The organism is Streptomyces sp. NPDC079167, assembly GCF_040686735.1.
GTDB lineage: Bacteria > Actinomycetota > Actinomycetes > Streptomycetales > Streptomycetaceae > Streptomyces.
The window spans coordinates 1-5,253 of the sequence record NZ_JBFBLO010000048.1 but is presented as its reverse complement, the minus strand read 5'-3'; the positions used below and the strand labels follow the sequence as shown (position 1 = coordinate 5,253).

Here is a 5,253-nt window from a genome sequence, read left to right as displayed (position 1 = left end):
GACCCGCTCCGCGAACACCGGCGAGGACTCCATCAGACCCGCAGCCATACCCACCCACTGCGAACCCTGCCCCGGGAACACGAACACCGGACGCGTCACATCGGCAGCGACACCCCGCACCACACCCGACCCGGTACGACCCTTCGCCAACGCGTCCAGACCGGCCACCAATTCTTCACGCCCAGAGGCAGCTACGGCGGCCTGGTGCGTGAAGCGCGTACGGGCGGTGGCCAACGACCACGCCACGTCCGGCAGGGCCACGTCCGGCTCACGGCTCAGCAGGCCGAGCAACCGGGCGGACTGCTCAACCACCGCATCGGACGACTTCCCGGACAGCACGAACGGCAGCACGGCACCGCCCAGCGGCGACGTGCTTTCAGTGGGCGTCCCGGGGGCCTCGTCGGCGGGCGCCTGCTCGACGATCACATGCGCGTTGGTGCCGCTCATACCGAAGGACGACACACCTGCCCGCCGGGGCTGTCCCGTGCCCGGCCACTCCATCTGCTCGGTCAGCAGCTCGACGGCACCTGCCGACCAGTCGACCTGCGCGGAAGGAGCGTCGACATGCAGGGTGCGCGGCAGCGTCCCGTGCCGCATCGCCATCACCATCTTGATCACACCGGCCACCCCGGCCGCGGCCTGCGAGTGCCCGATGTTCGACTTCAGGGCTCCCAGACGCAACGGCCGGTCCGCGGAGCGGCCCTGGCCGTAGGTCGCCATGAGGGCCTCGGCCTCGATCGGGTCGCCCAGTCGGGTCCCGGTCCCGTGCGCCTCGACAGCATCGATGTCCTCGGCCGACAGCCGGGCGTCGGCGAGGGCCTGAAGGATGACACGCTGCTGAGAGGGGCCGTTGGGCGCTGTCAGGCCGTTGGACGCTCCGTCCTGATTCACTGCGGTGCCCCGTACGACCGCCAGTACGTCGCGGCCGTTGCGGCGGGCGTCCGATAGCCGTTCCAGCAGCAGGACGCCGACGCCCTCGGACCATGCGGTGCCGTCGGCCGTCGCCGCGAACGACTTGCAGCGGCCGTCGGAGGCGAGTCCGCCCTGGTCGCTGAAACCGTAGAAGGCGCTGGGGGTCGACATCACGGTCGCTCCCCCGGCCAGCGCCAGCGAGCATTCGCCGGAGCGCAGGGCCTGCACGGCGAGGTGCAGAGTCACGAGCGAGGTGGAGCAGGCGGTGTCGACCGTGACGGCCGGCCCTTCCAGGCCGAGCGTGTAGGCGATGCGGCCGGAGACGACGCTCGCAGAAGTACCGGTTAGCACATAGCCGCCTGTCCCTTCCGGGGGCGGCTGGAGCAGCATCGAGTAGTCCTGGCCCGTCGTGCCCGCGAACACGCCGGTACGGCTGCCCCGAAGGGTTTCCAGGGGGATACCGGCCCGCTCGATGGCTTCCCAGGAGGTTTCCAGGAGCAGCCGCTGCTGCGGATCCATCGCCAGCGCCTCACGCGGCGAGATCCCGAAGAACGCCGGGTCGAAACCACCGACGTCGTCCAGGAAGCCCCCCTCCATGGTGAACAAGGGCCCGGCGGAGTCCGTGGCGTCGCCGAGGCTCTCCCAGCCGCGGTCCAGGGGGAATCCGGATATGGCGTCGACGCCCGAGGTGGTCAGCTCCCACAGGTCCTCGGGGCTGCGCACACCGCCCGGGTACCGGCAGCTCATACCGACGATCGCGACGGGCTCCGGATCAGCCGCCTCGACCTCCTGCAGACGCTGACGGGCCTGATGCAGATCCGCGGTGACCCACTTGAGGTATTCCCGCAGCGTCTCTTCGTTCGCCATTCAATCCCACCCTGAGCAGACAGCATCTAATAGCGATGGAGGACCAATAAAGGGGTAGAACGTCGGGCGACGTCTCAGCTGTCAACGAATAGAGATGTCCTCGGGAATTGCATTGCCCGAGGCGACAAACCCTTCACCCATAGCCTTTGCATGACGATCCATGAACACCGATGCGGTCTGGCAATTCCGTCGACATTCCAGCAGATCAACTCGCAATGCGAAGCTATTCGACCCCCCTTGGCCGCACAACCCCTACAGATCAGCAGGGGCCCCCTAACGGGGCTCGCCCCATCCCTGGCCCCGGCGGGCACACCACGGCAGTTGCCGTCCCCGGCTCTCGGCCTCGCACGAGCAGGGAAGGCCGGCCGCACCCCCGAAACACCCCGATGCACCCCTTCTTTGGAGGCCTCCCCGCCGACGGTGCCCGAGCCGACCCGCGCCGGCGGACGCCGAACCGCCGGGGACCATCGGGCGTCAGCGCTTGCGATCCGCCCCTCTCAGCATCCGCCGCCTATTGGAATTCGCCCCCAAGACGACGCGGCCCGGCGTGACGGCGGTCTGCGCGCCACGCCGGGGCCTGGGCCTTGGCCGTCAGTTCGAGCGCCCCAGTTCGTTGTTGATGAAGTCGAATATCTCGTCGTCGGAGGCGGATTCCAGTTTGTCGGTCACGTCCGCCGGGTCCGCCTCGGCCGTCGCCCCTTCGGACCACTTGGCCAGGAACGCCTGGAGCCGCATGGCGACCTTCGCCCTGGTGAGGGTGTCGGGCTCGTTCGCCGCCGTTGCCGCCTCCAGCTTGTCCAGCTCCGCCAGCAGCGACGCCCCTGTGGTGTCCGAGCCGAACCGGAGCTCCGTACGCAGGAAGCCGGCGGCAGCCACAGCGCTCGGGTAGTCGAAGGCCAGCCCGGCGGGCAGCCGCAGGCCCGTGGCCCTCGTCAGCCTGTTGCGGAGTTCCACGGCCGTGAGCGAGTCGAAGCCGAGCTCGCGGAAGACCCGGCCGGGGCCGACCTCCTCGATGCCTGCGTAGCCCAGGACGGCGGCGGCGTGGGTGCGAACCAGACGTACCAGTTCCGCCTCCCTGTCCTCCTCGGACAGCCCGGTGAGGCGCTGCCGCAGCTCTTCGGCGGCATCCTTGTCGATGCCTTCGCCCTCGGCGTCACGGCCCAGCGCCTCGACCGCTTCCGGCAGGTCCGCCAGAAGCGCACTTGGCCTCATGGCCGTGAACGACGGCACGAACCGCGCCCAGTCCACATCTGCCACTGTGACCAGCGGATCGTTGTCGCCGGCCGCCCGCCGCAGGACGTTGAGCGCCAGCTCCGGCGCCATCGCGGGCAGACCCCGCAGGCGGAGCCTTTCCTCCGCCGCCGCGGCCTCGGGTGCGGCGGACGCAGCTTCGGCCCACGGCCCCCAGGCCACCGAGGTGGCGGCCAGGCCGCGCGCACGGCGGTTCTGCGCCAGACCGTCAAGGTAGGCGCCTGCGGCGGCGTATGCCCCCTGGCCGCCGCCACCCCAGACTCCGGCGATGGTGGAGAACAGGACGAACGCGTCCAGTTCCGTGTCCGCGAAGACTTCGTCGAGGTGAGCCGCTCCCATCACCTTCGCTGTCAGCCGCCCGTCGACTTCATCCATGCGGAGAGCGTCGAGCGGGGTGAGCTGGTTGCCGCCGACCGTGTGCAGCACGGCACGGACCGGGCTGCCCTCCTCGGTGAGCTCACGGACCAGCACCTCCAACGCCTTGCGGTCGGCCACGTCGCAGCGCACGACCGTACCGCGCTCCGCGAGCTGTGCCAGGGCGTCCGCCTCTGGTTCGGCTCCTTCCGGAACCATCAGCACCACCTTGCCGGCCTCGGTGCCGGCCAGCCAACGTGCGGCGTGCATGCCGAAAGGAGTCGAGGCGTCGGTGACCAGGACCGTGCCCCTGGGCGCCCACTCGACGCCGGACGTGTGTGCCGGCACCCGTTCGAGGCGCGGGACGAACGCCCCGGAGGAGCGCACCGCGACCTGGTCCTCGGCGCCGCTGCCTGTCAGCAGGTCGATCACCCGGCCCACGGCCCGCTCGTCCATCGTCGCGGGCACGTCGATCAACCCACCCCAGCGATGGGGCTGTTCGAGGCCCGCCACCCGGCCGAGACCCCACAGCTGAGACTGCTCCGGGGCAGGTGCGGCATCGGTACGGCTCACGCTCACCCCTTCCCGGGTGACACACCACAGCGGCGCCGGGACGTCGGCCTCGCCCAGAGCCTGGACGAGACTCAGGTTCGCCTCGGTCGGGTTGTGGGTCAGCGCCAGCAGAGAGACGATCCCCGCGACTTCCCCTTGCCCGGCCGGCCTCTCGGCCAGCTTCCTGGCCAGTTCCCCGGCCGGCACCGACCGATCCCGCGCGCCGCTGGCCACTGTCAGAAGCTCGACATCACCGCCGTGCTCACGCAGACCGGCGACGACCGGGTGGCCACGGTGCTCCTCCGCCGCCACGACCAGCCAGATGCCCGATGCCACCGCGCCACCGGATACGGCGGCCGGTTTCCATGTGATCCGGTAGCGCCAGGCGTCGACGATGGACTGCTCACGTGACTGCCGACGCCACGATGACAGCAGGGGCAGTACCGTGCTGAGCGGCTGGTCGGCGGAGAGTCCGGAGCCCTCCACCAGGCCGGTCAGGTCCTGCTGTTCCACCGCGGCCCAGAACCGCTCGTCCAGAGCGGACGTCCTGGCGTCGCCGACGCCACCACCTTCCGGTTCGGCCGGCTTCGGCCAGTACTGCTGCCGCTGGAAGGCGTATGTCGGCAGGTCGATGCGGCGTGCGCCGGTGCCGGCGAAGAACGCCGGCCAGTCGACAGTCTCTCCCCGTCCGTGCAGGCCGGCGAGTGAGGCGACCACGGTGGCCGGCTCGTCCCTGTCCTTGCGCAGCGCGGGAAGGAACACCGCCTCCTCGGTGACACAGTCCTGGCCCATGGCGCTGAGCACTCCGTCGGGGCCCAGCTCCAGGAAGGTCGCGACTCCCAGGTCTTCCAGGCCTCGCATCCCTTCGAGGAAGCGGACGGCCTGCCGGACGTGCCTGACCCAGTACTCCGGGTCGCACAGGTCATCCGGTCCGGCTGTCCGACCGGTGACGTTGGAGACGATCCCGATCTCTGGCTGGTGGAAGGTGAGTGTCTCCGCGACCGCGCGGAAGTCGTCCAGCATGGCGTCCATACGCGGCGAATGGAACGCGTGACTGACCCGCAGCCGCTTGGTCTTACGACCCTCCGCCTCGAAGTGCGCGGCGATCGCCAGAACCGCGTCCTCGTCACCCGAAACCACCGTCGCGGACGGCCCGTTGAGCGCAGCGATGGATACGTCGCCGGTCAGTAGCGGCAGGACTTCGTCCTCGGTCGCCTGGAGGGAGACCATCGCCCCACCCGCCGGCAACGCCTGCATCAGACGGCCACGCGCCGCGACCAGCTTCGCCGCGTCCTCCAGCGACAGCACCCCGGCCAC

The 5,253-nt window shown here is 70.2% G+C and carries 2 protein-coding genes; both read right to left on the bottom strand.

Annotated features, from left to right (window positions below; genetic code table 11):
* A partial coding sequence (locus tag AB0P41_RS35850; RefSeq protein WP_365936187.1) for a type I polyketide synthase occupies window positions 1–1,779 on the bottom strand: 1,779 nt, incomplete at its 3' end.
* A gap of 591 nt (window positions 1,780–2,370) precedes the next feature.
* The coding region (locus tag AB0P41_RS35845) for an SDR family NAD(P)-dependent oxidoreductase (protein ID WP_365936186.1) at window positions 2,371–5,253 on the bottom strand (2,883 nt) is incomplete at its 5' end.